At 73.6% G+C, this 26,005-nt stretch carries 25 protein-coding genes; 21 read left to right on the top strand and 4 right to left on the bottom strand.

Annotation, left to right across the window (positions count from 1 at the left end; all coding sequences use genetic code 11):
- Positions 1-39: 39 nt before the first annotated feature.
- Genes AOM00_RS08090 through AOM00_RS08080 form a run of 3 tightly spaced genes read right to left on the bottom strand, consistent with a single transcriptional unit; the run spans position 40 to position 3,052 of the window.
- Positions 40-813: an SGNH/GDSL hydrolase family protein gene (locus AOM00_RS08090; protein ID WP_062517317.1), complete on the bottom strand. Its 774-nt coding sequence runs from the start codon at positions 811-813 to the stop codon at positions 40-42.
- Positions 810-1,934 carry a glycosyltransferase gene (locus tag AOM00_RS08085; protein WP_082096785.1) on the bottom strand — a complete coding sequence of 375 codons (1,125 nt, stop codon included), beginning with the start codon at positions 1,932-1,934 and terminating at the stop codon, positions 810-812. Before AOM00_RS08085 ends, AOM00_RS08090 begins: the two co-directional genes overlap by 4 nt.
- Positions 1,931-3,052 carry a glycosyltransferase family 4 protein gene (locus tag AOM00_RS08080; protein ID WP_062517316.1) on the bottom strand — a complete coding sequence of 374 codons (1,122 nt, stop codon included), beginning with the start codon at positions 3,050-3,052 and terminating at the stop codon, positions 1,931-1,933. The genes AOM00_RS08085 and AOM00_RS08080 overlap by 4 nt, the downstream gene beginning before the upstream one ends.
- Positions 3,053-3,166: 114 nt before the next feature.
- Between AOM00_RS08080 and AOM00_RS08075 the strand changes: the two genes are divergently transcribed.
- The 21 genes from AOM00_RS08075 to AOM00_RS07975 all read left to right on the top strand — a co-directional run bounded on the left by AOM00_RS08075 (position 3,167) and on the right by AOM00_RS07975 (position 24,522).
- Positions 3,167-3,766 carry a copper resistance CopC family protein gene (locus AOM00_RS08075; protein ID WP_062517315.1) on the top strand — a complete coding sequence of 200 codons (600 nt, stop codon included), beginning with the start codon at positions 3,167-3,169 and terminating at the stop codon, positions 3,764-3,766.
- A 4-nt stretch (positions 3,767-3,770) separates the two neighbouring features.
- On the top strand, positions 3,771-4,442 hold the full coding sequence (locus AOM00_RS08070; protein ID WP_062517314.1) for a metal-dependent transcriptional regulator: 672 nt from the start codon (positions 3,771-3,773) through the stop codon (positions 4,440-4,442).
- Positions 4,442-5,656: an MFS transporter gene (locus AOM00_RS08065; protein WP_062517313.1), complete on the top strand. Its 1,215-nt coding sequence runs from the start codon at positions 4,442-4,444 to the stop codon at positions 5,654-5,656. Before AOM00_RS08070 ends, AOM00_RS08065 begins: the two co-directional genes overlap by 1 nt.
- Positions 5,657-5,696: 40 nt before the next feature.
- A complete protein-coding gene (hemC, locus tag AOM00_RS08060; RefSeq protein ID WP_062517312.1) occupies positions 5,697-6,614 on the top strand; it encodes a hydroxymethylbilane synthase in 918 nt (305 codons plus the stop codon).
- Complete coding sequence (locus tag AOM00_RS08055) at positions 6,611-7,387, top strand: uroporphyrinogen-III synthase (protein ID WP_062517311.1); 777 nt, start codon at positions 6,611-6,613, stop codon at positions 7,385-7,387. Before hemC ends, AOM00_RS08055 begins: the two co-directional genes overlap by 4 nt.
- Positions 7,388-7,398: 11 nt before the next feature.
- A complete protein-coding gene (gene hemB, locus AOM00_RS08050; protein ID WP_062517310.1) occupies positions 7,399-8,373 on the top strand; it encodes a porphobilinogen synthase in 975 nt (324 codons plus the stop codon).
- Positions 8,374-9,687 (top strand): glutamate-1-semialdehyde 2,1-aminomutase, encoded by a 1,314-nt coding sequence (gene hemL, locus AOM00_RS08045; RefSeq protein WP_062517309.1) that lies wholly within the window; start codon positions 8,374-8,376, stop codon positions 9,685-9,687.
- Positions 9,688-9,988: 301 nt separating this feature from the next.
- The gene (locus AOM00_RS08040) at positions 9,989-11,386 is read left to right on the top strand and encodes an MFS transporter (RefSeq protein ID WP_062517308.1); all 1,398 of its coding nucleotides are present in this window, start codon (positions 9,989-9,991) and stop codon (positions 11,384-11,386) included.
- A gap of 1 nt (position 11,387) precedes the next feature.
- Entirely contained in the window at positions 11,388-13,586 is a 2,199-nt protein-coding gene (locus AOM00_RS08035; RefSeq protein WP_062517307.1) for a molybdopterin oxidoreductase family protein, read from the top strand.
- Positions 13,583-15,058, top strand: a complete 1,476-nt coding sequence (locus AOM00_RS08030; protein ID WP_062517306.1) for an FAD-dependent oxidoreductase — start codon at positions 13,583-13,585, stop codon at positions 15,056-15,058. The genes AOM00_RS08035 and AOM00_RS08030 overlap by 4 nt, the downstream gene beginning before the upstream one ends.
- Positions 15,058-17,628 carry a nitrite reductase large subunit NirB gene (gene nirB / locus AOM00_RS08025; protein WP_062517305.1) on the top strand — a complete coding sequence of 857 codons (2,571 nt, stop codon included), beginning with the start codon at positions 15,058-15,060 and terminating at the stop codon, positions 17,626-17,628. Before AOM00_RS08030 ends, nirB begins: the two co-directional genes overlap by 1 nt.
- Positions 17,625-18,008 (top strand): nitrite reductase small subunit NirD, encoded by a 384-nt coding sequence (nirD, locus tag AOM00_RS08020; RefSeq protein WP_062517304.1) that lies wholly within the window; start codon positions 17,625-17,627, stop codon positions 18,006-18,008. Before nirB ends, nirD begins: the two co-directional genes overlap by 4 nt.
- A complete protein-coding gene (cobA, locus tag AOM00_RS08015; RefSeq protein ID WP_062517303.1) occupies positions 18,005-19,231 on the top strand; it encodes a uroporphyrinogen-III C-methyltransferase in 1,227 nt (408 codons plus the stop codon). Before nirD ends, cobA begins: the two co-directional genes overlap by 4 nt.
- A 12-nt stretch (positions 19,232-19,243) precedes the next feature.
- Positions 19,244-20,359 carry a uroporphyrinogen-III synthase gene (locus AOM00_RS08010; RefSeq protein ID WP_369345427.1) on the top strand — a complete coding sequence of 372 codons (1,116 nt, stop codon included), beginning with the start codon at positions 19,244-19,246 and terminating at the stop codon, positions 20,357-20,359.
- Positions 20,356-21,042: a sirohydrochlorin chelatase gene (locus AOM00_RS08005; protein WP_062517302.1), complete on the top strand. Its 687-nt coding sequence runs from the start codon at positions 20,356-20,358 to the stop codon at positions 21,040-21,042. Before AOM00_RS08010 ends, AOM00_RS08005 begins: the two co-directional genes overlap by 4 nt.
- Positions 21,032-21,754, top strand: coding sequence for a HesA/MoeB/ThiF family protein (locus AOM00_RS08000; RefSeq protein ID WP_169746826.1), 723 nt, complete (start codon positions 21,032-21,034; stop codon positions 21,752-21,754). Before AOM00_RS08005 ends, AOM00_RS08000 begins: the two co-directional genes overlap by 11 nt.
- Positions 21,747-22,934, top strand: a complete 1,188-nt coding sequence (locus AOM00_RS07995; protein WP_082096815.1) for a molybdopterin molybdotransferase MoeA — start codon at positions 21,747-21,749, stop codon at positions 22,932-22,934. The genes AOM00_RS08000 and AOM00_RS07995 overlap by 8 nt, the downstream gene beginning before the upstream one ends.
- Positions 22,931-23,440 (top strand): cyclic pyranopterin monophosphate synthase MoaC, encoded by a 510-nt coding sequence (gene moaC / locus AOM00_RS07990; protein WP_062517299.1) that lies wholly within the window; start codon positions 22,931-22,933, stop codon positions 23,438-23,440. Before AOM00_RS07995 ends, moaC begins: the two co-directional genes overlap by 4 nt.
- 7 nt (positions 23,441-23,447) lie before the next feature.
- Positions 23,448-24,035 carry an NTP transferase domain-containing protein gene (locus AOM00_RS07985; protein ID WP_062517298.1) on the top strand — a complete coding sequence of 196 codons (588 nt, stop codon included), beginning with the start codon at positions 23,448-23,450 and terminating at the stop codon, positions 24,033-24,035.
- Positions 24,032-24,283 carry a DUF6457 domain-containing protein gene (locus tag AOM00_RS15705; protein ID WP_062517297.1) on the top strand — a complete coding sequence of 84 codons (252 nt, stop codon included), beginning with the start codon at positions 24,032-24,034 and terminating at the stop codon, positions 24,281-24,283. The genes AOM00_RS07985 and AOM00_RS15705 overlap by 4 nt, the downstream gene beginning before the upstream one ends.
- Positions 24,280-24,522: a MoaD/ThiS family protein gene (locus AOM00_RS07975; protein ID WP_156159092.1), complete on the top strand. Its 243-nt coding sequence runs from the start codon at positions 24,280-24,282 to the stop codon at positions 24,520-24,522. Before AOM00_RS15705 ends, AOM00_RS07975 begins: the two co-directional genes overlap by 4 nt.
- 105 nt (positions 24,523-24,627) lie before the next feature.
- On the opposite strand, the gene AOM00_RS07970 is transcribed toward AOM00_RS07975, so the two are convergent.
- Positions 24,628-25,947, bottom strand: a complete 1,320-nt coding sequence (locus tag AOM00_RS07970; protein WP_062517296.1) for an HNH endonuclease signature motif containing protein — start codon at positions 25,945-25,947, stop codon at positions 24,628-24,630.
- Positions 25,948-26,005 lie beyond the last annotated feature (58 nt).

Here is a 26,005-nt window from a genome sequence, read left to right as displayed (position 1 = left end):
GGCGGGGCCGCGCGGCCCCGCCCCTGGTGCGCCCGCACCTCACGCGTCCGCGGGACGCCTTGCCGCGCGCCGCTCGTCACGCAGCTCGCGCGCGACCACCATCGTGACCTGAGGGATGAGGTCCCGGCTGCGCTTGACGGCCCACGGCACGCCGTTGACGGCGAGCCATGCGGCCACGGCGGCGCGGCCCGGCGGCGCGGGCGGCGCGGGCACCGCCCCGCACGGCCCCCAGTCCCGGGCGAGCAGCGAGGCCGCCTCCCGCGCCAGGGCGCGATGGCCGAGCGGCGAGGGGTGGATCCGGTCGATGTGCCATGCGCGCCGACCGAGCGACGCGAGCAGGGTGGCGCCGTCGATCACCTCGACATCCGTGAGCGCGACGGCGCGCGCGATCGCGGCGTTCGCCTCGCCGACGCGTCTCGCCATGGCCTCGGCCACCCGGCGCGGAGCCAGGTCGAACAGCCCGATGCGGTCGAGCGACACCGTGACGATGCGTCGTCCGGGCCGTGCGAGCCGGTCGATCGCGGCGCGCAGCGCACGCTCGACGTCGACCGGGGAGAAGTCCCCCCGCAGCACATCGTTGCCGCCGACCGTGAGCAGCACCGCATCGGGCCGCGCGGCGAGCGCGAGCGGCACCTGGTGCTCGAGCATCTCCCGCGCGCGCACGCCGTTGGCCGCGAGGTTGAGGAAGGCCGAGGCCTCCAGCGCCGCCGCAGTGTGGGCCGCCCAGCCGACCTCGCCCCAGGTGCGCTGGACGCCGTCCCCGACCCCGAGCGTGATCGAGTCGCCGAGCGCGACGATGCGCGGGCCGGTCATCGCGCCCCCGTCAGCGTCCGTGCATGGATCTCGCGCATGCGGGACACCGTGCTCGACCACGGGAGCTGCACGGCTCGCGCGCGGGCGTCGAGCCGCCGCTCGCGCCCGTCGCGCGCGAGCAATGTCTCGATCGCGTCCGCGAAGGCGCCCGGCGTGCCTTCCGCGGCGAGCCCCGCGTCGCCGACCACCTCGGGCAGCGCGGAGGCGGCGTTCACCACGGTCGGGGTGCCCGAGGCGAGCGCCTCGAGCGCCGCGAGCCCGAAGGTCTCGATCGGTCCCGGCGCGAGCACCGCATCGGCGGAGGCGAGCAGGGAGGCGAAGCGGTCCCGGTCGTCCACGAACCCCAGGGCCTCGACGGGGAGGTTCGCGGCCATGCGGCGCATGCGCCCCTCGAGCGGTCCGCTCCCCGCGACCACCAGGCGCACGGGTCGACCGCGCCGGGCCAGCTCGCGCACCGCGTCGATCGCGAGGTCGGGGCGCTTCTCGCGGGACAGGCGCGAGGCCATGACCAGCAGCGGGACGTCGTCGGGCGCATGGCGGCGGCGCGTGGCGGCGTCCGCATGGCGCGGATGGAAGCGGTCGAGGTCGACCCCGAGCGGCACCGTCTCGACGCGCGCGCCCACCGCCGCGAGCTCCGCGCCCGCATAGGCCGTGGTGGCGACCACCGTGTCGAACCGGCGCGCGATCCATCGCGAGTGCGCCTCGGTGAGGCGTGCGACCGACCCCGCCGCGCGTCCCCGCAGCGCGGTGTCGAGGACTCCGCTCACACGCTCGTGCGCGAGGAACGCGGTGGCGGTCCCGCGCTCGCGGGCCCAGGGCCCGAGGTGCGCGAGCGTGGTGCGGTCGGACACCTCGAGCACGTCGGGGGAGAAGGCCGAGAGCAGGTCCATGACGGCGCCCAGCCTGGTGATGACGCGGTAGCCGCCGCTGTGCGGCAGCACGGGGCTGTGAAGCGTCACGACGCTGCCATGAGGGGTCTCGGCGACCGAGTCGGAGCCTCCCGGCACCACGAGCAGGACCTCGTCGCCGGCGCCGACGTAGCCGCGGCCCAAGGCCTGCAGCGCGGTCCGCAGGCCGCCGGAGCGCGGACCGTAGAAGTTGGCGAGCTGCGCGATCCTCATCGCCGTACCGCCCGCGCCGCGATCGCGCCCTCGTAGTGGCGCGTGAGCGCCGCGCACACGCGCGGCCATGTACGGCCCTCGACCGAGATCCGCGCGTGGGCGCCCTGGAGCGCGCGCAGGTCCTCGAACGCGACCAGCTCGGCGACCGCGGCCTCGAGCTCGTCGAGCCGACCAGGGGCGTACAGGTAGCCGTTCGCGCCGTGATCGATGAGGTCGATGGGCCCGCCGCGCCGGGGCGCGACCACGGGCACGCCGGAGGCGAGCGCCTCCTGCACCGACTGCCCGAAGGTCTCCAGCTCGCCCGGGTGGACCATGACGTCGAGGCTCGCGACGGCGCGCGCGAGCTCGCCGCCGCCCAGGAAGCCGGCGAACTCCGCGCGTGGCATCGCGCGACGCAGCCGCGCGCCCTCGGGGCCCTCGCCGATCACCACGAGCCGTACGCCGTCCATGCGCGCGACCCCCGCGAGGTCGCCCACGCGCTTCTCCGGTGCGAGCCGGCCCACGTACCCCACGACGACCTCGCCGCGCGGCGCCCATCGGGCGCGCAGCGCGTCGTCACGGTGCGCGGGATCGAACCGCACGGTGTCGACCCCTCGCGGCCACAGCCCGAGCCGCTCGACCCCGAGCGCCTCGAGTTGCCCCATGGCCGCCGTCGAGGGCGCGAGCGTGACGTCCGCCGCGCCGTGGATGTGGCGCACCCGCGTCCACAGCAGAGGCTCGCCCCACGGCATCCCGTATGCGGCCGCGTAGGACGGCACGTCGGTCTGGTAGATCGCCACGGTAGGGATCCCCAGGTCCGCGGCGGCGCGCACCGCGGCCCAGCCGAGCACGAAGGGCGAGGCGAGGTGCACCACGTCGGGCGCGAGGTCGCCGAGGAGGCGCGTGAGCCGACGCACGCTCGACAACGCGACGCGCACGTCCCGGTAGCCGGGCCAGCCGACGGCTGGGACATGGACGATGCGCGCCCCCGCGACCGTGTCCGGGGCACCGGGGGCCTCGGGGGCGATGACGACCGCCTCGTCGCCGCGGGCGGCGAGGTGATCGAGCACCCGCAGCAGCGAATGCGTGACGCCGTTCGTGTGCGGCAGGAACGACTCTGCGACCAGCGCGACCTTCACATGCGTCAGTGTTCGGGGCTCAGGCGAACCGGCGGTTGCGTCGCGCTTGATGTCGCGTGACGGTCGGATGACGGTTGCGTGAAGGCTCCTGGGCCTTCGTGGGAGGATCGGGGCATGCCCCGCACGATCCCCGCGTCTCTGGCCGCCCTGGTGGCGGCCCTCGCCGCCGCCGTCATCGTCGCGGCCCCGGCCTCGGCCCACACGGCGCTCGTCGCGTCCTCTCCCGAGGAGGGCGAGACCGTCACCGAGCTCGCCGAGGTCTCGCTCGAGTTCACCGAGCAGCTGCTCGACATCGGCAACGAGCTCGCGATCGTGGCGCCCGACGGGACCCGGACCGCGCTGGAGATCGCCGAGCCCGTCACCGAGGTCATCAGCGCGCCGGTGCCGGACGATGCGCTCGCGGCGGGGGAGAACATCCTCGCCTTCCGCGTCGTGTCGGCCGACGGCCACCCCATCGAGGGCGAGGTGACGTTCACGTACGCGCCGCCCGAGGCGGCCGCCACGGCGGAGCCGACGGCATCCGTGTCCCCGAGCCCGTCCGCGTCCGCCGAGGCGTCCGCGGTGTCCGGCCCCGTGATCACCACCAGCCCGAGCCCGCATGTGACGGTGTACGAGGAGGTGGGCCCCAACCCGGCGGTGTACGTGATCATCGGCGTGGTCGCAGCCGGGGCCATCGCGCTGTCGATCGCGCTGCGCCAGCGCCGGCAGGACTGACGCGATGGCCGAGGCACCGCTGACCGCGACGGCGCAGGACTACGTCAAGATCGTGTGGAGCGCGACCGAGTGGTCCGACGCGCCGGTCACCACCAAGGCGCTCGCGGAGCGCCTCGGGGTGTCCGCTCCCACGGTGTCCGAGAACGTCCGCAAGCTCGTCGCGGCGGGCCTGCTCGACCACGAGCCCTACGGCGCGATCACGTTGACCGCGGAGGGGGAGCGGCGCGCGCTCGACATGGTGCGCCGTCACCGGTTGATCGAGACGTTCCTGGTGACCCAGCTGGGCTACGGCTGGGACGAGGTGCATGACGAGGCCGAGGTGCTCGAGCACGCGTGCTCCTCACGGATGATCGACGCGATCGACTCGCTGCTGGGCCACCCCACGCGCGACCCCCATGGCGACCCCATCCCGTCCGCGACCGGCCGAATCGTCACGCTGGACGGGACCAACCTGACGGATGCCGTCCCGGGTGCCTGGACGGTCGCACGCCTGTCCGACGCCGACCCGGCCGTCCTCAGGGACCTCGCGTCCCTAGGATTGACCGTGGACGCCTCGATCCGGGTGCATGGCCCCGATCCGTCCGGCGGGATCCTCGTGGAGACCGACGAGGCGGCCCGCATCGTCGTCCCGCCCTCCACCGCCTCGGCGGTGTGGCTCGTCACGCAAGGCTCCTGATGACCGCTCTGCCCCCGGCCTCCGAGGCCGGTGCACCGCGCTGGCTCCTGCCGCGCTCCGCCCATGCCGCGCATCCCGCGCTCGTCCTCGCCGGCTTCGTGATCGCCGGCTTCGGGATCAGCCTCTCGCAGGGAGGCGCGGCCGGTGTCATCCAGGACCAGGTGAGCGACCTGGGCACCACGGTCGACATGATCGGCTGGACCATCGTCGCGTACGCGCTCGGCGTGGTGATCGGCGCCCCGCTCATCATGGTGGGGCTCGCGGCCTGGAACCGGCGGCACCTGCTCCTCACGATGTCCGCGATCTTCGTGGTGACGTCCGCGCTCACGGCGCTCGCGCCGACGGTGGAGACGCTGTTCGCGGCGCGCCTGCTCGCCGGCCTCCCGCATGGAGCGCTGCTGGGCAGCGCCTCCTACGTCGGGGTGCTCGCGCTCGGCGTGGAGAAGCGCGGCAAGGTCATCGCGACCATCATGTACGGGCTCACGGCCGCGGCCGTGGTCGGCATCCCCGCGATGCAGTGGATCTCGGTCCAGGCCGGCTGGCGCGTCGCGTTCTGGGTGGTGGCGGCCGTCGGGCTGACAGGCCTCGCGCTCATGTGGGCGTTCGTGCCGTCCGTGCCAGGCACGCAGGGCGCGGGCTTCCGCACCGAGCTCGCGGCGCTGCGCGGGCGCATCCTGTGGACCGCGATCCTCACGGTCACGGTCGGGTTCGCGGGCCTCGGCGCCGTGCAGTCGTACATGGTGCCGCTGCTCGAGGACACCAACGGCTTCGCGCCGCGCACGGTCACGGTGGTGCTCGCGCTGTTCGGGCTCGGCATGACGGCCGGCGCCTACGTGGGCGGCCGGCTCACCGACCGCTCGGTGCTGCTCACCTCGCGCGTGGGCATCATCGGGGTCGCGGCGACGCTGCTGGTGCTGGGGCTCGTGGGAGAGCTCGGCTGGCCCGTGATCGTCGCACTCGTGCTGCTCGGGCTGTTCATCCAGACCTTCTCGCAGGCGGCGCAGGCGCACCTCATGGATGCGACCCACACGTCGCCCTCGCTCGGAGCGGCGATCTCGCACGCGGCGCTCAACGCGGCCACGGTCGTGGGCACGGGCCTGGGTGCGGTCGTGATCGGCGCGGGCTGGGGCTATGTCGCCCCCGCGTGGATCGCCTTGGCGCTCTCGCTCGTCGCGATCGTGCTCGTGTTCGTCGGGCCGGGCTACCGCCGCTGAGGGTTCGGGGTCCCGTCACCGCTTCGTTACCCTGGGTGGCATGAATCTCCGCCTGGGCACCCGTGGATCCGCGCTCGCGACGGCACAGTCCGGGCAGTTCGCCGACGCGGTGGTCGCGGCGGCCGCGGCCGCGGGCTCCGAGGCGACCGTCGAGCTGGTGAAGGTGACCACCAAGGGCGACGTGGACCGAGGCTCGCTGGTGGGGCTGTCCCAGACGGGGGTGTTCGTCACGGCGCTTCGCGAGGCGCTGCTCGCCGGGGAGTGCGACTTCATCGTCCACTCGCTCAAGGACGTCCCGACCCAGCCCTACTCCGGCCTCGAGGTGGTCGCGATCCCCGAGCGCGAGGACCCCCGGGACGTGCTGTGCACCGACGGGCGCACGCTCGAGGAGCTGCCCGCGGGCGCGGCGATCGGGACCGGCTCGCCGCGGCGTGGGTCGCAGCTGCTGGCGATGCGCCCCGACCTCGACATCCGCCCGCTGCGCGGGAACGTCGACACCCGGCTCGGCCACATCGGCGACGATCTCGACGGCGTCCTCCTCGCGGCCGCGGGCCTCAACCGCCTGGGCCGCTCCGACGACGCGACCGCTCCGCTCGCGGTCACAGACATGGTCCCGGCTCCCGGGCAGGGCGCGCTCGCGGTCGAGATCCGGGAGGACGCGCCCGAGGAGCTCCGCAGCCTCCTCGCGACGCTCGACCACGCCGAGACGCGGGCGTGCGTGACCGCGGAGCGCGAGGCGCTCCGCGTGCTCGATGCGGGATGCGCCGCCCCGGTCGCGGCGCATGCGACGGTGCGGCGCGGGCGCCTCACCCTCCACACGCGCGTGATCTCGACCGACGGCACGCTCGCGCTCAACGAGCGCAACATGGGCGTGGTGGCCGAGGCGGCGTCGATCGGCCGCTCGAGCGGCTTCTCGCTCCTGGGCCGCGGCGCCGAGCGCCTCATGGGCCGCGCATGACCCTCGCCGGGCGGCGCCTGCTGGTGCCGGTGACCGCCGAGCGGACCGCCTTCGCGGACGAGCTCGCCGCCGAGGGCGCGAGGGTGACCTCGGTCGCGTTCATCGCGATCGGTGGTCCCGAGGACCAGAGAGCGCTCGAGACCGCGACCCTCGCGTGGCTCGACGGCCGCTACGACTGGATGGCGGTGACGAGCCGCAACGCGGTGCTCGCGATGGACCGCATCGCACGCTCGCACGGCCGCTCGCTCGGCGAGCCGCAGCCCGGCGCGCGCGTCGCCACGGTGGGCGAGGCCACACGCGGCGTGTGCGCGTCCGTCGGGCTCGCGATCGACCTGGTGCCGACCGGGCGCCACGATGCGCGCGGCATCGTCGCCGAGATGCCGGACGGCCCGGGGCGGGTCCTCGCGCCGCTGGGCAACCTCGCCTCGCCGGTGCTCCGGCGAGGCCTCGAGCGCAAGGGATGGAGCGTCGAGACGGTCGAGGCGTACCGGACCGTCGACGGCCCCGGGCCGGACGATGCGACGGTCGCCGCCGTCGCGGCCGGAGCGATCGACGCGGTGCTGCTGACCTCGGGATCCGTGGCGGAGCGGTTCTCGGCGGCCTGCCCCGAGATCGCGCCCGGGACGCTGATCATCGCGATCGGGCGCACCACGGAGGCGGGGGCGCGTGCGGCGGGACTCACGGTGGACGCCGTGGCCCAGACGCCCACCTACGCTGGAATCAGGGCCGCGCTCGACGCGGCGCTCGCCGCTGCCGACACGACCGACGCCTGAGGGAGAACTGCATGACCTCCTACCGCCCCCGACGCCTGCGCACCACCCCGGCGATGCGCCGCCTGGTCCGCGAGGTGCGCCCGCATGCCGCGGAGCTTGTGTGGCCCGTCTTCATCCACGAGGACCTCACGGAGGCGCGCCCCATCACGTCGCTCCCGGGCATCTCGCAGCACCCGCTCGCCGCGGTGCCCGCGCTGGTCGAGTCCGCGGTCGAGGCCGGGATCGGCGGCCTCATGCTGTTCGCGATCCCGTCGGTGCGCGACGCCGAGGGCTCGGGCGCCGTCTCGCCGGACGGGATCCTCAACCGCGCCATCCGCGCCGCGGCGGACGCGGCGGGGGACAGGCTGGTCATCATGGCGGACCTGTGCCTCGACGAGTTCACGGATCACGGCCACTGCGGCGTGCTGTCCTCGGACGGCAGGGTCGACAACGACGCGACGCTCGCGATCTACGCCGAGATGGGGCTCGCCCAGGCACGGGCCGGCGCCCACGTGCTGGGCCTCAGCGGCATGATGGACCACCAGGTGGCCGTGGTGCGCGATGCGCTCGAGGCGGAGGGCCTCACCGACGTCTCGCTGCTCGCCTACGCCGGCAAGTACGCCTCGGCCTTCTACGGCCCGTTCCGCGAGGCCGTCGACAGCCAGCTCCAGGGCGACCGCCGGACCTACCAGATCGACCCGGCGAACGGCAGGCAGGGCCTCCACGAGGCCGAGCTCGACGAGCTCGAGGGCGCCGACATCGTCATGGTGAAGCCGGCCCTGCCGTACCTCGACGTGGTGGCCGAGGTCGCCGCGCAGTCGCGCGTGCCCGTCGCCGCGTACCACGTCTCGGGCGAGTACGCCCAGATCGAGGCGGCGGCCGCGAACGGCTGGCTGGACCGCCGTGCCTCGCATCTCGAGGCCCTCACCTCGATGCGCCGTGCCGGCGCGGACATCATCGTCACCTACGCGGCGCTCGAGCTCGCCGCCTGGCTCAAGGAGAACTAAGTGTCGCAGTACTCGGAGCGCGCCCGCGCGATCCTGCCCGGGGGCGTCAACTCGCCCGTGCGCGCCTGGAACGGCGTCGGGGGAGAGCCCGTGCCGATCGCGGAGGCCCACGGCAGCCGCATCGTCGACGCGGACGGCCGCGAGATGATCGACCTGGTTGCGTCGTGGGGCCCCGCGATCCTGGGCCACGCGAGGCCCGAGGTGGTCGCGGCCGTCCAGGCCGCCGCTGCCAAGGGGCTCAGCTTCGGGGCGACCACCGAGGCCGAGGTCGAGCTCGCGGAGATCATCCGCGACCGGTACGCGCCCGCCGAGCGCGTGCGGCTCGTCTCCACCGGCACCGAGGCGACGATGACCGCGATCCGCCTCGCGCGCGCCGCGACCGGACGCCAGAAGTTCATCAAGTTCGCGGGCTGCTACCACGGCCACTCGGACGCCCTCCTCGTCGCCGCGGGCTCGGGGCTCGCGACGGCGGGCGTCCCGGACTCCGCCGGCGTCACGCCCGGTGCCGCGCAGGACACCATCGTGCTGCCGTACGGCGACGAGGCGGCGCTCACCGACGCGTTCGCCGAGCACGGCGCCGAGATCGCCGCCGTGATCACCGAGGCCGCTCCCGCGAACATGGGCGTGATCGCGCCGCCCGCGGGCTTCAACCGGCTCATCGCCTCGCTGTGCCGCAACGAGGGCGCCGTGATGATCCTCGACGAGGTGCTCACGGGCTTCCGCGCGGGACCCGCCGGCTACTGGGGCGTCGAGCGCGACCACGACGTCGCGCAGGGACTCGAGGCGTGGAGCCCCGATCTCGTGACGTTCGGCAAGGTCATCGGCGGCGGGCTGCCCGTGGCGGCGCTCGGCGGACGGCGCGACCTCATGGAGCAGCTCGCTCCGCTCGGCCCCGTGTACCAGGCGGGCACGCTGTCGGGGAACCCCGTCGCGGTGGCCGCGGGCCTCGCGACGATGCGCCTGCTCACCGACGAGGTCCACGCGCGCGTCGCCGACGTGGCCGCATCGCTGGTGGACGGCGTCTCGAAGGCGCTGACCGAGCGGGGCGTCACCCATGCGGTGGGTCGCGCAGGGACGCTGTTCTCGATCTTCCTGGGCCTCGAGGAGGCGCCGACCACGTTCGAGGAGGTCTCGCGCCAGGACACCGAGGCGTTCGCGCGCCTGTTCCACGCGCTGCGCCGCGAGGGCGTCGCGCTCCCGCCGAGCGCCTACGAGGCCTGGTTCGTGTCCGCCGCGCACACCGCGCACGACGTCCGCCACATCGTCTCGACGGTGGCGCACTGGGCCGATGGCGAGGTCGCGGCGCGAGCCTGAGCCCCGATGGCGGAGCCGCCGGGCCCGCCCCATGTTTCGTCGTTTCCGGCTCCTCACGGCGCGGATGGCCGCGCCGTGAGGAGCATGGAGCGGCATCGTCCCTGGTAGACCGCGGTGCTTGCAGCGTCGATCCGGGGCTGTGAGCGACCTCACCGTGCTCCCGGCAGCCGTGTGAGGAAGAGTTCCCCCAGGTTTCACACGGCGCGCGTCCGGGTGAAACCTTCCCTCCCTAGCGTCTGAAGGGTCCGATTCCCCAACGGGGCGCCCGCCCCGGTCGGACCTCAGTCCCCAGGGAGGGGCCATGACCATCTCCGACAAGACCGCTGTCGAGGCCGTCGAGCCCGGCGTCATCGGCAAGGGCCGATGGATCGAGCGCTGGGAGCCCGAGAACGACCTGTTCTGGGAGGCCCGCGGCAAGGCCATCGCGTTCCGCAACCTCGTGTTCTCCATCGTCGCCGAGCACATCGGGTTCTCGGTGTGGCTGCTGTGGTCGATCGTCGTCGTCCGGATGTACGGCACGTTCGACGACTCGGGCGCGCTGGTGACCGCCGGCGCGAACGGCTGGGCGCTCACCGCGAGCCAGGGCTTCACGCTCCTCGCGGTCGCCTCGGGCGTCGGCGCGTTCCTGCGCATCCCGTACACCTTCGCGGTGCCGATCTTCGGCGGCCGCAACTGGACCGTCATCTCGGCGCTGCTGCTCCTCATCCCGACGCTCGGCCTCGCCTGGGTGGTCCAGTACCCGGACACCTCGTTCGGCGTGCTCGTCGCGATCGCCGCCACCGCCGGCTTCGGCGGCGGCAACTTCGCCTCCTCGATGTCCAACATCTCGTTCTTCTACCCGGACAAGGAGAAGGGGTGGGCGCTCGGGCTCAACGCCGCGGGCGGCAATATCGGCGTCGCGGTCGCGCAGAAGCTCGTGCCGCTCGTCATCGGCATCGGCGCGCTCGGGCTCTCCGCTGCGGGCCTCGTCTACGTGCCGCTCTCGGTCGCCGCCGCCATCCTCGCGTTCCTCTTCATGGACAACCTCCGCGAGGCGAAGGCCGACCCCAAGCCGACCGCGGCCTCGCTCCAGCACGGCCACACGTGGCTGATGGCGTTCCTCTACATCGGTACCTTCGGCTCGTTCATCGGCTACTCGGCGGCGTTCCCCACGCTGCTGACGGTGGTGTTCGAGCGCGCGGACATCGCGCTCAGCTGGGGCTTCCTCGGCGCCCTCATCGGCTCGCTGTCCCGCCCGTACGGCGGCAGGCTCGCGGACCGGGTCGGCGGCGCGATCATCACCGTCGGCGCGTTCGTGGTGATGGCGATCGCGGGCGTCACCGCCGTGATCGGGGTGCAGCACCACTCGCTCGCGCTGTTCTTCGTGAGCTTCATGGTGCTGTTCGCGGCCACCGGCATCGGCAACGGCTCGACCTACCGCATGATCCCGTCCATCTTCGGGCGCCTCCAGAAGTCCAAGGGCGAGGACACGGACCAGAGCCGCCTCGACTTCAAGCGTCAGGCGGCGGGCGCCGTGGGGATCATCTCCGCGGTCGGCGCCTTCGGAGGATTCGCGATCCCGTTCATCTACAAGATCGCCAAGGAGCAGACGGGCACCATCGTCCCCGCCCTGCAGGTCTACGTGGTGGTGTTCCTGGTGATGGCGGCCCTCACGTGGGTGTTCTACCTGCGCAAGGGCGCCGCGATGAGGAACGTCTGACATGACGGCCCCCCAGCCGGCCACGGCGGCGGCGGCACCCCACGCCGCCGCCGTGGCCACCCACTGCCCCTACTGCGCCCTCCAGTGCGCGCAGACCCTCACCTCGACCCCGGGAGAGCGCCTGCCGCTCGCGGTCGCCGGCCGCGAGTTCCCCACCAACCGGGGCGGCCTGTGCCAGAAGGGCTGGACGTCCGCCGAGGTCCTGCGGGCCTCCGACCGGATCACCACCCCGATGCTGCGCATCGCCGGTGGCGGGTTCCGCGAGGCCTCCTGGGACGAGGCCCTCGACCTGGTCGCGGACCGTGTCGCGGCGCTCCAGGCGGAGTCGGGGGACGATGCGGTGGCGGTGTTCGGCGGGGGAGGCCTCACCAACGAGAAGGCGTACGCGCTCGGCAAGTTCGCGCGGCTCGCGCTGCGGACCCGGCTCATCGACTACAACGGCCGCTTCTGCATGTCCTCCGCGGCGGCGGCCTCGAACCGGGCGCTCGGGATGGACCGCGGGCTCGCGTTCCCGCTCGCGGACCTGGGCGGCGCCGATGCGGTCCTGATCCTCGGGTCGAACATGGGCGTCACCATGCCGCCGTTCGTCCAGCACCTCGCGGGCGTGCGCTCCCGCGGCGGGCTCGTCGTGGTCGACCCCCGCGAGACCGTGACCGCCAAGCTGACGGCGGACGGGGCAGGCATCCACCTCGCCCCGGTCCCCGGATCCGACATGGTGGTGCTGCTGTCGCTGCTGCACATCGTGCTCGCGGAGGGGCTCCAGGATGCCCGCTATCTCGCGTCGCGGGTGGAGGGCCTCGACGAGGTCCGTCGCTCCGTGGCGTCGTGGTGGCCCGAGCGCGCCGAGGCCGTCACCGGCATCCCCGCGGACACGCTCCGCGAGGTCGCCCGCCTCCTGGCGGCCGCATCCCCCTCGCGCGGTGGCCGGGGCGCGTACATCCTCACCGGCCGCGGGGTCGAGCAGATGGCGCAGGGCACGGACTGCGTCAACGCCGCGATCAACCTCGCGCTCGCGCTCGGGCTCATCGGGCGGGAGGGCTCGGGCTACGGGCCCGTGACGGGCCAGGGCAACGGCCAGGGCGGTCGCGAGCACGGTCAGAAGTCCGACCAGCTGCCCGGCTACCGCATGATCAGCGATCCCGCCGCACGCGCGCACGTCGCGTCGGTGTGGGGCGTCGACCCCGCGGTGATCCCCGGTCCCGGCGTCCCCGCGGTCCAGCTGCTGTCGTCGCTGGGCACGCCGGGCGGCCCGCGCGCGCTCCTGGTGCACGGCAGCAACGTGGTGGTGAGCGCGCCGAACGCGACGGCCGTGGAGCAGCGGCTGCGGGCGCTCGACCTGCTGGTCGTCTGCGACCTGGTGCCGTCGGAGACCGCGCTGCTCGCCGACGTCATCCTGCCCGTCACGCAGTGGGCGGAGGAGGACGGCACCATGACCAACCTCGAGGGCCGCATCATCCGACGCAGGGCCGCCGTGGCAGCGCCGGGCGAGGCCCGCAGCGAGCTGTGGATCCTCCGCGAGCTCGCGGCGAGGCTCGGTTGCGACGCGCTGTTCAGCGAGGACGCCGAGACGATGTTCGACGAGATGGCGCGTGCCTCCGCCGGCGGCAAGGCCGACTACAGCGGCATCACCTACGCCCGCCTCGATGCCGGCGAGGAGCTGTTCTGGCCCTGCCCCGCATCGTCCGCAGGAGAGGAGCCGCACCCGGGCACGCCGCGGCCCTTCCTCGAGGCATTCCCCACGCCGTCCGGCCGGGCGCGCATGATCGCGGTCGCGCATCGGGGTCCGGACGACGACGTGCGGCCCGACGCGACCACGTACCTGGTGACCGGGCGCGTGCTGCAGCACTACCAGTCCGGCGCGCAGACCCGCCGCGTCAGGGAGCTGGTGCAGGCCCAGCCGGAGCCGTTCGTCGAGATGCATCCGCTGCTCGCCGAGCGTTACGGCCTGACCGAAGGCGCGGTCGCGTTCCTCGCGAGCGCCCGCGGCGAGGCGATGGCGCGGGTGCACCTCACCACCGACATCCGCACGGACACGGTCTTCATGCCGTTCCACTGGGCCGGCGCCGGCAGCGCGAACCGCCTCACCAACGACGCGACCGATCCGACGTCGTCGATGCCGGAGTTCAAGGTCACGGCCGTCGAGATCCGCGCGGCGCACCAGCTGCGCCCCGCCCCGGAGCTGGAAGGAGCGACGCGATGAGGATCGTCGTCATCGGTCACGGGATGGTGGGCTCGCGCTTCGCGCAGGACGCCGCCTCCCGCATCCCCGACGCGCATGTCACGGTGCTCGGCCGTGAGCCGCATGCCCCGTACAACCGCGTGCTCCTGTCGAGCGTCGTCGCCGGGAAGGCGGCGGCCGACGGCATCGCCCTCGACGCTCCCGCGCACGAGCGGATCGACGTCCTGCAGGGTGTCGCGGCCGCCGCGATCGACCGGGAGCGACGCATCGTGACCGCGTCCGACGGCTCGCTCCACCGCTACGACAAGCTGGTCCTCGCGACCGGCTCCGCGGCGCGCATCCCGCAGATCCAGCACGTCGCGACGCCGGACGGCCTGGTCGCCGGCGTGAGCGTCCTCAAGGACCTCGACGACGCGCAGGGGATCCTCGACGCCCTCCCCAAGGCCCGCCGCGCGGTGGTCCTGGGGGCCGGCGTCCTCGGGCTCGAGGTCGCGACCGGGCTCGCGGCGCGCGGCATCGCCGTCACGCTCGTGCATCACGCCGAGCGGCTCATGGAGCGTCAGCTGGGCAGCGCCGCCTCCGCGGTGGCGGCGGGATCGCTCGGGCGGCTCGGCATCACCGTGATCACCACCACCTCGGTGACCCGGGTGCTCGAGCGGCGCGGCCGCGTCTCCGGCGTGGTGCTCGGCACCGGCGCCGAGGTGCTGACCGACATGCTCGTGATGTGCGCGGGGACCATCCCGGAGACCACGCTCGCGCGGCGCGCGGGCCTCCCGTGCGAGCGGGGCGTGCTGGTCGGCGAGGACCTCGCGTCGCCCGAGGACCCGCACGTGTGCGCGATCGGCGACTGCGCGCAGCCGCCGGAAGGCGGCAGCGGGCTCGTGGCGCAGGGCTGGGACCAGTCCACGCGCCTCGTCGACCTGTGGGCAGGCGCGCGCACCGCGCGCCCCCGCACCGAGGACGCCGACACGACCAACGTGGTCCGCGTCAAGGCGACGGGGCTCGAGGTGGTGACGATGGGCCTGTCCGGCAAGTTCGAGCACGGCGAACGCGAGCTGCGCGCGGTCCGTATCTCGGATCCCGCGGTGGGACGCTTCGTCGAGGTCGTGGTCTCGCATGGGCTGCTGGTGGGCGCGACCGTCGTGGGCGACAAGACGACGGCGACCGAGCTCCAGGCGCTCTACACGCGGATGCTGCCGGTGCCGGCGGACCCCGCCCACCTCATCGTCCGTCCGATCCCGGGCGCCGCGGCCACGCGCCGCTCCGTCGCGGACATGGACGACGACGACACCGTCTGCCAGTGCAACGGGGTCTCGAAAGGACGCATCTGCGCCGCGATCGCGGACGGCTGCGCGTCCCCGGAGGACGTGTCGCGCGCGACCCGCGCGTCGACCGGATGCGGCGACTGCAAGCCGCAGGTGAAGGAGCTGCTCGAGGCGCACGCCGCGAGCGAGGACAAGGCGCCGGTCCTGACCGGCGCAGGGGAGGCATGATGACCACCGAGCACATCGTCGTGGTGGGCGGCGGCATGGTCGCCCACCGGTTCACCGAGGCGCTGCGCGAGCGCGACACCGAGGGACGCTTCAGCGTCGAGGTGCTCGCCGAGGAGCCGCGTGCGCCGTACGACCGCGTGGCGCTCACGAGCTACTTCTCCGGCAGGGCGCCCGAGGAGCTGCAGCTGGGCGACCCTGCGTTGTGGCAGGACCCGCTGGTCATCCTGCACCGCGACACCCGTGCGACCGCGGTGGACCGCGAGCGTCGCATCGTCACCGTGGACGGCGGCCGCGAGGTCGCCTACGACCACCTGGTGCTCGCGACGGGCTCGTACGCGTGGGCGCCGCCCACGCCGGGTGCGGACCTCCCCGGGGTCTTCATGTACCGGACGGTCGACGATGTCGCAGCCCTGCGCGGCTGGGTCGAGGAGCGCCGCGCCGCGCTCGGCCGGCCGGTGCGGGGCGCGGTGATCGGCGGCGGGCTGCTCGGGCTCGAGGCGGCGGGCGCGCTGCAGAGCCTGGGCGCGGTCAGCACCGTCGTCCAGTTCGGCGACCGGCTCATGAACCTCCAGGTCGACGAGGGCGGCGGCGAGGCGCTCAAGCGGCTCATCGAGCGGATGGGCGTCACGGTGCGCTGCAACACCGCCACCAAGGAGATCCGCGCGGGCAAGGACGGGCACGTCGGCAGCCTGGTGTTCGGCGACGGCGGCGAGCAGCTGGTCGACGTGGTGGTCTTCGCGACCGGTGTCCGGCCCCGCGACGAGCTCGCGGCGGCAGCAGGGCTCGAGCTCGGCGCCCGCGGCGGCGTGGTGGTCGACGACGCGTGCCTCACGGCGGACCCCGCCGTGAGCGCGATCGGCGAGGTCGCGTGCATCCAGGGATCGTGCCTGGGCCTCATCGCCCCGGGCAACACCATGGCGGAGATCGCGGTCGACCGTCTGCTCGGAGGCGGGTCCACGTTCCCCGGGGCCGACATGGCGACCAAGCTCAAGCTTCTCGGTGTCGACGTCGCGTCCTTCGGCGACGCCTTCGCGACCACCCCCGGCGCGCTCGAGATGGTCTACGCGGACCCCGTCAACGGCGTCTACAAGAAGCTGGTCCTCACGGACGACGCGACCACGCTGCTGGGCGGCGTCCTGGTGGGCGACGCCAGCGCCTACGCCTCGCTGCGCCCCATGGTCGGCGCCGCCCTGCCGGGCGACCCCGCCGCGTGGATCCTCCCCGAGGGCTCCGTCGAGAAGGGCGAGATCGAGCTGCCGGACGATGCGGGCGTGTGCTCGTGCAACAACGTGTCGGCAGGCTCGATCCGCGGCGCCGTCAACGACCACGACTGCCACGACCTCGGCGCGGTGAAGGCGTGCACCAAGGCGGGCACCTCGTGCGGGTCGTGCCTCCCGCTGGTGAAGAAGATCATGTCGACCGAGCTCGAGAAGGCCGGCATCGAGGTGTCGAACGCGCTGTGCGAGCACTTCGCGCTGTCCCGCGCGCAGCTGTTCAACGCGATCAAGGTGGCCGAGGTCACCACGTTCTCCGAGGTCATCGAGCGCTTCGGGACCGGCCGGGGCTGCGACATCTGCAAGCCCACCGTCGGGTCGATCCTCGCGAGCCTGTACAACGAGCACGTGCTCGCGGGCGACCGCGCGGCGCTCCAGGACACCAACGACCGCGTCATGGCGAACATGCAGAAGGACGGCACCTACTCGGTGGTGCCGCGCGTGCCGGGCGGTGAGATCCTGCCCGAGCACCTCATCCTCATCGGGCAGATCGCGCAGGACTTCGGGCTGTACACCAAGATCACGGGCGGCCAGCGGATCGACATGTTCGGCGCCCGCCTCGAGCAGCTGCCCGCGATCTGGAAGCGGCTCGTGGACGCCGGGATGGAGTCGGGCCACGCGTACGGCAAGTCGCTGCGCACCGTGAAGTCCTGCGTGGGATCGACGTGGTGCCGCTACGGCGTGCAGGACTCGGTCGGGATGGCGATCGCGCTCGAGCTGCGCTACCGCGGGCTGCGGAGCCCGCACAAGCTCAAGCTGGGCGTCTCGGGCTGCGCGCGCGAGTGCGCCGAGGCGCGCGGCAAGGACGTCGGCGTGATCGCCACGGACAAGGGCTGGAACGTCTACGTGGGCGGCAACGGCGGCTTCACCCCGGTCCACGCGCAGCTCCTGGTGGAGGACGTCCCCGACGACGAGGTGTTCCGCGTGATCGACCGCTACCTCATGTACTACATCCGCACCGCGGACCGGCTTCAGCGCACGGCCCCGTGGCAGCAGGAGCACGAGGGCGGCCTCGACCGCATCCGCGAGATCGTGGTCGAGGACTCGCTGGGCCTGGGCGAGGAGCTCGACGCGCACATGGCGCGTCACATCGACTGCTACGAGGACGAGTGGAAGGCCGTGCTCAACGACCCGGTGCGCCTCCAGCAGTTCACCAGCTTCGTCAACGCCCCCGACCAGCCCGACCCGACCCTCGCCTATGTCGAGCAGCGCGGTCAGCGCCGCCCGGCGACCGCCACGGAGCGTGCCGACGGCGCGGTCCTCATCGCCCCCTCGACCCTGGAGGTCCGGTCATGACCGCCATCCCCGCCACCGCATCGTCCACCCGCACCGTGGTGTGCGAGTACGCGAGGCTCACCCCCGAGCTCGGCGTCGCCGCGCTGCTCGGCGACGTCCAGGTCGCGATCTTCCGGCTCGGGGACGGAAGCGTCCACGCGGTGCAGAACCTCGACCCGTTCTCGGGCGCCTCCGTGATGTCGCGCGGCATCACCGGCTCGCGCGGGGACGTGCCGACCATCGCGTCCCCGATCTACAAGCAGGTCTTCTCGCTCCTCGACGGGACATGCCTGGTCACCATGGACAAGGAGCCGAAGCCGGGGCTGCAGCCGAACTTGGAGGTCTACGCGGTTACCGTCGACAATGGCCAGGTGATCATCGACCTGGCAGGCCGCGAGTGACGGCTCTCTTCGGCATCGACCTCAAGGGCCGGCGCGTGCTCGTCGCAGGCGGCGGGCATGTGGCATCGCGGCGGGTGAAGCGCTTCCTCGCCGAAGGCGCCGAGGTGCTCGTGGTCGCCCCGGAGGCGTCCGACGACATCGCCCGGCATGCGCAGCACGGCGACCTCGTGTGGCATGCGCGCGCGGTCGAGGAGGGCGACGTCGAAGGCGCGTGGTTCGTCCTCGCCGCCACCGACGTGCCCGCGGTCAACGACGCGGTCGCGGCGTGGGCCGAGCGTCGGCGCGTCTTCTGCATCGACGCCTCGGACGCTGCGCGCGGGACGGCGCGCCAAGCGGCGGTGTCGCGCCACGGCGAGCTCGCCGTGGGCGTGATCTCCACCGACAAGCCGGACCCGCGGCGCATCCGCGCCGTCCGCGACGCCATCGCCGCTCAGATCGACGCCGGCGAGGTGGACCTGCGGCGGCGACGCTCCGCGGCCGGACGGGTCATCCTGGTCGGCGCCGGACCGGGTGACCCCGGGCTCATCACGGTCCGCGGACGCCAGGCGCTCGCGGAGGCCGATGTGGTGGTCACCGATCGGCTGGGCACCACCGAGCTGCTGGTGACGGTGCCGTACGACGTCGAGGTGGTCAACGTGGGCAAGTCCCCGGACCGGCATCCCGTCCCGCAGGACGAGATCAACCGGATCCTGGTCTCGCATGCCCAGGCGGGCCGCACGGTGGTGCGCCTCAAGGGCGGCGACCCGTTCGTGCTGGGGCGCGGCGGCGAGGAGGTGCACGCATGCCTCGAGGCCGGCGTCCCCGTCGAGGTGGTCCCCGGCGTGACGTCGGCGCTGTCGGTGCCGGGCCGCGTGGGGATCCCCGTGACGCAGCGCGGGCTGTCCACCGCGGTGCTGGTGACATCGGGGCACGCGGGCGCGGATGCGACCTCGGTCGCGGCGATGACGCATGGGACCACCGTGGTGGTGCTCATGGGCGTCGCGGCCCTTCCCGACATCGTCGCCGCTGGTCTGTCCGGGGGTGCGGACCCGTCCACGCCGGTCGCGATCGTCGAGTCGGGGACCACCGCGGAGGAGCGCGTCACGTACGGGACCCTTGCGGACATCGTTCTTATCGCGGGTGAAACAGGGGTGAAACCTCCCGCCGTTATCGTCATCGGAAACGTGGCGAGGCCGGATCTCCTGGCCTCGCAGGTCGCCGCGACGCCGCAGCGACGCGAGTGACGGGGAGGCCGCATGTCGATGGTGGGAGAGCCGCTGTCGGGATGCGTGATGGTCATCACCGCGGACCGCCGCAAGCGCGAGCTCGCGTCGGCGCTCGAGCGCCGCGGGGCGATCGTGCGGCATGCGCCCGCGCTCAGCACCATCCCGCATCTCGATGACGCGCGCCTGATCGCGGACACGCGCGCGCTCATCGCGTCGCCGCCGGACATCGTGGTCGCGACCACGGGCATCGGCTTCCGCGGCTGGATCGAGGCCGCGGATGCGGCCGGGCTGGTCGACGACCTCTTCGACGCGATCAAGGACGCGCGCTTCATCGCCCGCGGGCCCAAGGCTCGCGGAGCCATCCAGCAGGCGGGCTTCGAGGCGGACTGGGTGGCCGAGTCCGAGACCGCGGTCGAGCTGCGCGACTACCTGCTCGCGGAGGGCGTGTCCGGGCTGCGCGTCGCCGTCCAGCACCACGGCAACGGCTCGGACGGCCTGGACCAGGCGTTCGCCGATGCCGGTGCCCAGGTCCAGAGCCTGCTGGTCTACGGCTGGGGCGCCCCGCTCAACCCCGCGCTGCACGAGGAATGGATCGACCAGGCCGCCGCGGGCGGCGTCGACGCGGTGCTGTTCACGTCCGCCCCTGGCGCGGAGTCGTGGCTCGCGACGGCGCGGTCCCGCGGAGCGCTCGACGCGATCTCGGAGCGTGCGGCCTGCGGCGAGCTGATGATCGCCGCGGTCGGACCGGTCACGGCAGGCCCCCTCGAGGCGGCAGGGCTCGCGGTGCATCACCCGGACCGGTGGCGTCTGGGCGCCTTGGTGCGGCTGCTGGTGCAGGACTTCACGGAGTCGGCGGTGGGAGTGCCGACCCCCGACGGCCCGCTGGTGATGCGCGCCACCTCCGCCGTGCTCGGCGGACGGGTGCTGCCGCTCACGCCGACGGGGCTGGAGATCCTGCGTGCGCTCGCGCACGCCAAGGGGAACGTGCTCACGCGTGAGCAGCTCGCCGCGGTCCTCCCGGGGCCTCAGGCGGGTCCGCACGCGGTCGAGGCGGCGATCAACAGGCTGAGGGAGAACTCGGGGGCACCCATGCTGGTGAGAACTGTGGTGAAGCGGGGTTACGCGTTGGCGGTGAGCGCCGCATGAGCGTGCTCATCGCGTGCGCGCACGGCACCAAGGACCCTGACGGGCAGGCGACCATCCTGCGCGTGGTCGAGGACGTCCGCGCGGCGCTCCCCGGGCATGACGTCCGCGACGCCTACGTCGATGTCCATGGGCCCTACTGCAAGGACGTGGTCGCCGGGGTGTCGCCGGGGGCGGACACCTCCGCGGTCGTGGTCCCGCTGCTGCTGGCCGGCGGCTACCACGTCTATCACGACATCGCGGAGGCGGTCGGGGGTCGCGACGACGTGGTCTCGGCGACCGCGCTGGGACCCGACGCCCGGCTCATCGACATCGTGCTCGAGCGCATCCATGAGGCGGGCGTCCCGGAGACGGCGACGCTCGTGCTGGCAGCCGCAGGCTCCTCCGACCCGCGCAGCGAGGCGGACACGGCCACGGCCGCGGAGATGCTCCGCGCCCGGTGGGGCGGTCCTGTGCGCATCGGCTATGCGGCGGGGATCCATCCCACGGTGGCCGATGCGGTGACCGAGGCGCGCGAGTACGGCGAGGACGGCGTGGTGGCGGTCGCATCGTTCCTCCTTGCACCGGGGTTCTTCCAGAAGCGGCTGACGGAGGCCGGCGCCGACTACGTCACGGCGCCGCTCGCGCCCCACCCTCGCCTCGTGGAGATCGTGCTCGACCGGTACCGTGACGCGGGTGGAAGCTGACGCGTACGTGCGGCAACGCGCCCTGCCGGGCTTCGGGGCCGCAGGGCAGGACGCGCTCGCGGCGGCGCGCGTCGCCGTGGTCGGTGCGGGAGGGCTCGGGTGCCCGGCCGCGCTGTACCTCGCGGCCGCCGGTGTCGGCTCGCTCACGCTGATCGACTCGGACCGGGTCTCGGTGACCAACCTGCATCGGCAGGTGCTGTTCGGGCCGGGGGACGTGGGCCGGCCCAAGGTCGCGGCGGCCTCCGAGGCGCTCGCGCGGGTGGCTCCGGCGGTGGACGTGACCGGGATCGATGCCCGGCTCGACGCGGCCACCGCGCCGTCCGTTCTTGCCGGCCATGATCTGGTGCTCGACTGCACCGACACGTGGCCGTCCCGGCTCGCTGTCGCAGATGCGTGCGCAGGGCTCAGGGTCCCGCTGGTGTGGGGTGCCGTGCAGGGCTGGTTCGGGCAGGTCACGGTGTTCGCCGGCGGCGCGACGCTGCGCGACATCTTCCCCACGGAGCCCGCGCCCGACTTCGGGTTGTGCGACGCGGGGGGAGTGCTGGGGCCGCTGTGCGGGCAGGTCGGCGCGGCGATGGCGTCGCAGGCGATCGTGGCGCTCACGGGGACGGGCAGAGGCCTGAGCGGGACGCTCCAGGTGGTGGACGCGCGCGACGGCGCATGGCGGTCGCTGCCGGTCGGTGCGTCCTCGCGGGGCGGGGCGCATGCGTAGCGCGGCGGAGCACCTCGCGCAGGTGCTGGCGCTGGTGCGCGAGCCGGGCTTCGAGGCGGTGCCGTTGGCCGGTGCGCTCGGGCGCATGCTCGCGGACCATGTGGTCGCGGCCGGCGCGATCCCGCCCTTCGACAACTCCGCGATGGACGGATATGCGGTCCGTGCGGTGGACGTCGCCTCCGCCTCCGAGTCCGCACCGGTGGGGCTCGAGGTGGTGGGGGAGTCGGCTGCGGGGCATCCGTACCCGGGCACGGTCGGGCCCGGGACGGCGGTACGGATCATGACGGGCGCCCCGGTGCCCGCGGGTGCCGATGCCGTCATCCCGCAGGAGCGCGTCGCGGCCACCGCGACGTCCGTGCTGGTGGACGCGCCCCCGGCGCTCGGCGCGCACATCCGTCGCCAAGGCGAGGACGCGGAGCCCGGGTCGCTCGTGGTGCCCGCCGGGGTCGAGCTGCGCCCGCGGCACCTGGCGGCGGCCGCATCGTGCGGCGTCGCGCAGGTGCTGGTGACGCGACGGCCGCGTGTGGCCTTCCTGGTGACCGGCGATGAGCTGGTCGCCCCGGGCGGGGCGCTGGGGCCCGGCCAGATCTTCGAGTCGAACGCGACGTACCTGGCGGCGGCGCTCGCCTCGCTGGGCGCCGAGCCCGTCGACCTGGGCACCGTGGGCGATTCGGGTACGGACGTGCTCGCGGCGGTCTCGGGCGCCGACGCGGACCTGGTGATCACCACCGGCGGCGCGAGCGTCGGCGATCACGATCCTGTGAAGGAGGGCCTCGCATCGGCGGGGGTCTCGTTCCTCACGGTCGCGATCCAGCCCGGGAAGCCGCAGGGGCTCGGGCGCATCGGGGGAGTGCCCGTGGTGTGCCTGCCGGGCAACCCGGTCGCGGTCGCGGTGTGCGTCGAGGTGTTCGTCGCGCCCGCGGTCAGGGCCATGCTCGGGGCGTCCGAGCCCGCGTGGGAGCCGATGCGCGCGCTCGAGGCGTGGCGCTGCCCGCCCGGTCGCGAGCAGGTGATGCCGGTGGTCCTCGACGCGGGCGGAGTGAGGCCGGCGACGTCGGGCGGGTCGGGCTCGCATCTGGTGGCGCGCCTCGCGGTCGCCGACGGGCTCGCGCGCGTGAGGGCCGATGCCGATGCTGTCGAGGCGGGCGATATCGTCGCCTTCAGGAGGTTCACCGTATGACTGTCCCCACCCCGCCCGACGGTGCCGCGTCGGCATCGTTCACCCACCTCGACGCGCGCGGCGAGGTCCGCATGGTCGACGTCACGCACAAGCAGCCGACGGTGCGCAGCGCCACCGTCTCCGGCTTCGTGGCGTGCGCCCCGCATGTGGTGGCGGCGCTGCGCGACGGCACGGTGCCCAAGGGCGACGCGCTGGCGCTGGCACGGATCGCCGGCATCGCGGCGGCCAAGCGCACGCCCGAGCTGCTGCCGCTCGCGCACGTGATCGGCGTCCACGGAGCGGTGGTCGAGGTGTCCGTCGAGGACGAGGGCGTGCGCATCGTCGCCACCGTCTCCACCGCTGACCGGACGGGTGTCGAGATGGAGGCGTTCACTGCGGTGTCGGTCTCGGCGCTCAACATCGTCGACATGGTCAAGGCGCTCGACAAGGGCACGACCATCCGCGACATCCGGCTCATCGCCAAAGAGGGCGGCAAGTCGGGTCCGTGGCGCCGAGCCGAGGGCTGAGATCGCCATGACGCCCTCCGCGGCTGCCGGGCGCTGGGACGCGGTGATCGTCGCCGGCGGGCGCGGCTCGCGTCTGGGCGGCGAGTCGAAGCCGGACCTGGTGGTCGGCGGACAGGCGCTGCTCGACCGTGCCCTGGCCGCCGTCGACGGCGCCGATGCGGTCGTGGTGGTGGGCGGCCCGCGGCGAGAGGTCGCGCGGTGGACGGTCGAGGAACCGCCGGGAGCGGGGCCGGCGGCAGCGCTCGCGGCGGGGCTGGCCGAGCTCGCCCGGGATCGCCAGCCGGCAGCACTCACGGTGGTGCTCGGGGTCGACACGCCACGCGCGGGGGAGGCGGTGCCGCTGGTGGTGGGGGCCGCCGATGCGTCGAGCGGCGCCGGCGCGTGGATCGTCGACGCCGAGGGCGTGCCGCAGTACCTCCTTGCGGCCTATCCCACCGAGGCGCTTGCGGGCCGTTGCGGCGGCGAGACGGCGGGGATGTCCCTGCGTAGGCTGGTCGCGGGTCTGCGGATGCGCGAGGTCGACGATGCCGGCGGGCTGGCCAAGGATCTTGATACCTGGGAAGACGCGCAGTTCTGGAAGGAGCGGCTGGGATGACGGAGAGCAACCTCGAGCGTTGGGTGGCCGCGCTCGTCGACGAGCTGGGGCTCGAGCTCGGTGCGGTGGATGTGCAGGCGCTTCTCGATGTGGCGCGTGACGCGGCGCATTCGGTGGTGCGGCCGGCCGCGCCCTTGTCGACCTTCCTGGTCGGGTACGCGGCGGGCCTGCGTGCGGCGGCAGGGGACGACCTCGCGCCCGAGTGCGCCAAGGTGTCCGCGCTCGCGGCATCCTGGGTGGCCGAGTGATCGCGGTCCGGCTCTTCGCCGCGGCAGCGGAGGCGTGCGGTGCCGAGGAGCTCGCGCTGGACGCGGTCCAAGCAGGGTCGGCTGGTTCCCTTCGGGCGACCTTGGCGGGGCACGGCCCCGAGGCGCCGCGGGTGATCGCCCAGTGTGCGCTGCTCCGTGCGGGGGAGAGGCTCGAGGACGATGCGGCGCTCGCCTCGGGCGACCTTGTGGACGTCCTGCCGCCCTTCGCCGGGGGCTGAGCCGCGCCCTTCGCCGGGGGCTGAGCGCCACCCTTCGCTCTCGCCTGTCCGCGGGCGTGCCGCGGCGGCGCCCGCCTGTGGGGTGGGCGCGGTGGGGCGTGGCGGCTAGTGGGGTGGGCTTGCGGTGGTGGGTGTGCGTGGGGGTAGGTCGACCTGGAGGGCGGTTTTGCCGCCTCGTCTGGGGGTGCGTTGCGGGTCGATGCTTGCGGGTGGGGTGAACCAGACCTCGGTGGGGGTGGCGTGGACTTGCCAGCCGTCGTCGTGGATGCGGTGGTGACATCTCGTGCACAAGAGCACCCCGTTGGACAGGTCGGAGGGGCCGCCGTGGGACCAGTGGCGGATGTGGTGGGCGTCGCACCACGACACCGGGGCGTGGCAGAACGCACAACCACCGTCACGCTCGGCCAGCGCCATCCTCTGTGCGGGGGTGAAGAACCGCTTCGCGTAGCCCACATCGAGTGCTTGCGACCCGGTGCCCAGGACCACCGGCAGGATCTGCATGTCGACGGCCAGGCGGCGGACCTCGCCGGGGCCCAGGGGCACGCCGACCGCATCGCACGAGCCCAGCCCGACGCCGGTACGCAGCGCCTCGAGGTCGATACGCACCACCACCGTGGTCGACACCCCTGAGCCGGGTTCGGTGCAGCGCATCCCATGCCGGGCCAGGTCCACGAGCGCGTCGATGCGCATCCGTCCCGCCTCACCCGGATCCGCAGGCCCCAGCCCCTCCTCACGACGCTTGGCGAAACCGGCCGACACCTGCGCATCCAGCCAGGACTTGATCACCGCACCCGAGGCGGCATCGAGCCGACCCGACAGGTTCACCATCCCATCGGAGTCCTCACGCAGGTTCAGATACCGCTCCCGACGCTGCCGCCTCTGCCTGGCTTCGAGAAGGCCCACGTCCCAGCGGGCCTTCACATCCACGCACACCTTTCCCAGGTCGGCGAGCGGCAACCGTCGTGCTTTGGCCAGCAGCCGTGCCTCGACGTCCGCGCCGACATCCTCCATCGCTTCCAGCGTGTCCGTCACCAGTGCGGCCTGCGCCGTCGAGATCTCGCCCGCCCGCAACGCCGCCGCGACCAGCGCCCACCGGGTCGCCCCGCCATCGTCGGCAAGCATGGCGCCCGCGGTGATGAGGTCGCGTGCCTGCTTCGGGGTGCCGCCGTGGGCATCTGCGACCATCGCCACCGCGTTCCGGTGGCCGTGGCGGCGTGCCATGCCGCCTCCGGCGGTGTCGCTCAGCCGTGCGATCTGACCGGCCAGGACCGCGCCGCGCAGATCCACCTGCCGGCGGATCTGCGCCACCAGTCCATGGCGGAGCGCGAGCTCGCGCTCGTCCCAGCCCTCCCGCGCCACGGCTTCGGCCGGCACCAGCGCGTCCAGCGCCGCCACCACCGTGTCCATGACCTCGGAGATCTCCATACCTGCAAGTCAACCACCCGGGTCTGACACTGGGGCCCGGATATCCACCCTGGTAAAC

It is taken from the genome of Demequina gelatinilytica, from assembly GCF_000971115.1.
Classification (GTDB): domain Bacteria; phylum Actinomycetota; class Actinomycetes; order Actinomycetales; family Demequinaceae; genus Demequina; species Demequina gelatinilytica.
Note: the sequence above shows the minus strand (reverse complement) of the source record. Positions and strands in the feature narration are given on the sequence as shown.

What these genes read in the sequence shown, in the direction of transcription:
- AOM00_RS08010 (WP_369345427.1), top strand. Translation starts at nt 19,244, where the DNA reads ATGTCGATGGTGGGAGAGCCGCTGTCGGGATGCGTGATGGTCATCACC.
- nirD (WP_062517304.1), top strand. Translation starts at nt 17,625, where the DNA reads ATGACCGCCATCCCCGCCACCGCATCGTCCACCCGCACCGTGGTGTGC.
- AOM00_RS08090 (WP_062517317.1), bottom strand. Translation starts at nt 813, where the DNA reads ATGACCGGCCCGCGCATCGTCGCGCTCGGCGACTCGATCACGCTCGGG.
- AOM00_RS08005 (WP_062517302.1), top strand. Translation starts at nt 20,356, where the DNA reads ATGAGCGTGCTCATCGCGTGCGCGCACGGCACCAAGGACCCTGACGGG.
- AOM00_RS08035 (WP_062517307.1), top strand. Translation starts at nt 11,388, where the DNA reads ATGACGGCCCCCCAGCCGGCCACGGCGGCGGCGGCACCCCACGCCGCC.
- nirB (WP_062517305.1), top strand. Translation starts at nt 15,058, where the DNA reads ATGACCACCGAGCACATCGTCGTGGTGGGCGGCGGCATGGTCGCCCAC.
- AOM00_RS07995 (WP_082096815.1), top strand. Translation starts at nt 21,747, where the DNA reads ATGCGTAGCGCGGCGGAGCACCTCGCGCAGGTGCTGGCGCTGGTGCGC.
- AOM00_RS08085 (WP_082096785.1), bottom strand. Translation starts at nt 1,934, where the DNA reads ATGAGGATCGCGCAGCTCGCCAACTTCTACGGTCCGCGCTCCGGCGGC.
- hemC (WP_062517312.1), top strand. Translation starts at nt 5,697, where the DNA reads ATGAATCTCCGCCTGGGCACCCGTGGATCCGCGCTCGCGACGGCACAG.
- AOM00_RS07970 (WP_062517296.1), bottom strand. Translation starts at nt 25,947, where the DNA reads ATGGAGATCTCCGAGGTCATGGACACGGTGGTGGCGGCGCTGGACGCG.
- AOM00_RS08075 (WP_062517315.1), top strand. Translation starts at nt 3,167, where the DNA reads ATGCCCCGCACGATCCCCGCGTCTCTGGCCGCCCTGGTGGCGGCCCTC.
- AOM00_RS15705 (WP_062517297.1), top strand. Translation starts at nt 24,032, where the DNA reads ATGACGGAGAGCAACCTCGAGCGTTGGGTGGCCGCGCTCGTCGACGAG.
- AOM00_RS08065 (WP_062517313.1), top strand. Translation starts at nt 4,442, where the DNA reads ATGACCGCTCTGCCCCCGGCCTCCGAGGCCGGTGCACCGCGCTGGCTC.
- AOM00_RS08055 (WP_062517311.1), top strand. Translation starts at nt 6,611, where the DNA reads ATGACCCTCGCCGGGCGGCGCCTGCTGGTGCCGGTGACCGCCGAGCGG.
- AOM00_RS07985 (WP_062517298.1), top strand. Translation starts at nt 23,448, where the DNA reads ATGACGCCCTCCGCGGCTGCCGGGCGCTGGGACGCGGTGATCGTCGCC.
- AOM00_RS08030 (WP_062517306.1), top strand. Translation starts at nt 13,583, where the DNA reads ATGAGGATCGTCGTCATCGGTCACGGGATGGTGGGCTCGCGCTTCGCG.
- AOM00_RS08070 (WP_062517314.1), top strand. Translation starts at nt 3,771, where the DNA reads ATGGCCGAGGCACCGCTGACCGCGACGGCGCAGGACTACGTCAAGATC.
- AOM00_RS08040 (WP_062517308.1), top strand. Translation starts at nt 9,989, where the DNA reads ATGACCATCTCCGACAAGACCGCTGTCGAGGCCGTCGAGCCCGGCGTC.
- hemB (WP_062517310.1), top strand. Translation starts at nt 7,399, where the DNA reads ATGACCTCCTACCGCCCCCGACGCCTGCGCACCACCCCGGCGATGCGC.
- moaC (WP_062517299.1), top strand. Translation starts at nt 22,931, where the DNA reads ATGACTGTCCCCACCCCGCCCGACGGTGCCGCGTCGGCATCGTTCACC.